This window comes from Gordonia sp. i37 (assembly GCF_002043085.1).
Classification (GTDB): Bacteria; Actinomycetota; Actinomycetes; order Mycobacteriales; family Mycobacteriaceae; genus Gordonia; species Gordonia polyisoprenivorans.
Map to the genome: position 1 here is coordinate 1 of NZ_MVPX01000095.1, position 1,898 is coordinate 1,898.

The 1,898-nt window shown below is 65.7% G+C and carries 1 protein-coding gene and 2 pseudogenes; 2 read left to right on the forward strand and 1 reads right to left on the reverse strand.

The genetic code is table 11. The features are described 5' to 3' along the window. Together B1964_RS04165 and B1964_RS04170 are read left to right on the forward strand one after the other, a co-directional pair. Positions 1-312: pseudogene (locus B1964_RS04165) on the forward strand (ABC transporter ATP-binding protein); the annotation flags it as partial. 135 nt (positions 313-447) lie between these two features. Then, positions 448-1,383, forward strand: coding sequence for an alpha/beta hydrolase (locus B1964_RS04170; protein WP_079928962.1), 936 nt, complete (start codon positions 448-450; stop codon positions 1,381-1,383). 389 nt (positions 1,384-1,772) lie between these two features. On the opposite strand, the pseudogene B1964_RS04175 reads toward B1964_RS04170, so the two are convergent. Then, positions 1,773-1,898: pseudogene (locus B1964_RS04175) on the reverse strand (HNH endonuclease); the annotation flags it as partial.

Genomic DNA, 1,898 nt, shown 5'->3' on the forward strand with positions numbered 1-1,898 from the left:
GAGGAGAAGGACGAGGCTCTGGTCGCTGCGGAGGCGGCGATGGCGGCGGCCGGGATCTCCGGTGGTGGCACGAAGGAGGATTTCACCGAGATCATTCCGCAGGTCCAACCGAATCCGGGTATGCCCGAACGCAAGGCTGTCGCCCGTCACCGCGAACGCGTCCTGGAACTGCTGCCGTCGTTGCCGGACAACGCTCAGCGCGCGATCCGCGAGTCGATGGCGCAGGAGGACGAGATCCGCGCCCAGGCACAGGCCCACGGTCGTCATGCCGGTGACGACGAGCCGACTGTGGTCCTCGACGCGGTGGTCTGACAGCTCATGATGACCGTCAGGACTGGTCGGTCGGCCGATGCCGACCGGTCCTGGCGGCTTCGCGATTTCGCCGGGCGCATCCGGCGACGCTGTTAGCGTTACGACGTCACCGATCACGCGCCGAAGGAGCCAACGATGTCACTCCGCGAAGTCGAGTTCACCTCGAGTAATCAACGGGACACGATCTACGGGTGGATCTACGAGCCGGTGCGTCCGGCCCGGGGCATCATCCAACTGATCCATGGTCTGGGCGAACACTCGCGACGGTATCTCCCGCTGATCACCAGGTTGTTGGATGCGGGGTTCGTCGTGGCGGCCGACGATCACGCCGGGCACGGCAAGACGGCGATGTCGTCGGGCATCTGGGCCGACGCCGGTGATCGGGCCGATCAGGTGGTCGTGGACGATGAACGCTCGCTGCGTTCGATTGTGCGCGAACGTCATCCCGATCTGCCGTATGTGATCTTCGGGCACTCGTGGGGGTCGATGATCGCGCGCGGACTGGTGAGTGGGGACAGTGATCAGGTCGACGGGCTGATTCTGTGTGGTATCGCAGCGGGGATTCACGGCATCGAGAATCTGCTCGACCGCCAGGCTCTCGCCGCCGAGACCGATACTGCCGCGCCTGCGTCCGAGGCGTACGTGGTGTCGATGTTCGACGGGTTCATCTCCCGCTATGAGCCGGGATCCGGCCCGACGGCGTGGGTGGCCCGCGACCCCGACGTCGTCCGTGATCACGCCATCGACCCGCTGAACAACTTCGGCGCCCCGATGTCGGTGCGGTTCCTCCGCGGATTCGTCGACCTCTACGACGCCGCCAATGCTGCCGACTGGTACCGGTCGATACGTGCTGATCTTCCGGTGTTGATCCTCGCCGGCGACGGCGACCCGGTTACCAACTTCGGTGAGGGTGCCTACCATGTGGCCAATCAGCTTGCGCTGAGCGGACATCCGGACGTCCGCACCCGTGTGTACACCGGCTTCCGGCACGAGGTTCACAACGAGCCCGAGATCCGTGACGAAGTAGCCGGAGAGATCATCGATTTCGCGAGTCGCTGCGTCGAACGGTGACCTGAACCCGGGTTCCGGGCCACCGTGGACCGAATCCAGCGCCGGTGCAGTCGGTCTCGAGGCTCGCCGCACGCGGCTCGCACCTCGACCAGCGGGGGATGACGCAGGCCATCGAAGGATGCGCGCGTCTTTCCCGCCTGACGATCGGATGCTGACGCCCTTCCCACCCGGTGGCCGCCCTACCCGATGGACGGGCCCTTCCCGCCCGGTGGTCGAGGTGCCGAGGAGCGCCAGCGACGAGCCGCGAGACCTGTTGTGCCGATGGGTATCTGAGCCACGGGCACGACACCTCGACCATCGGGAGGGGACTATCACTATGGAGTTCTCAAACAACAGATGCGGTCCCGGCCAGGCCGGGTGCGGGGAATCAGGTTGTGGGGCAGCGTGGGTCAGGCTGCTGCGTCGTCGAGTCGCATGGTCCGGCGGTGATACGACGGCACTGGTCGTCGTTTCGGGTCGATGCTGGCGGGTGGGATCAACCAGGGGTGTCGGTCGAATCCCATGATGATGTCCCA

Coding starts and splice junctions, on each gene's coding strand:
- B1964_RS04170 (WP_079928962.1), top strand. CDS start 448: ATGTCACTCCGCGAAGTCGAGTTCACCTCGAGTAATCAACGGGACACG.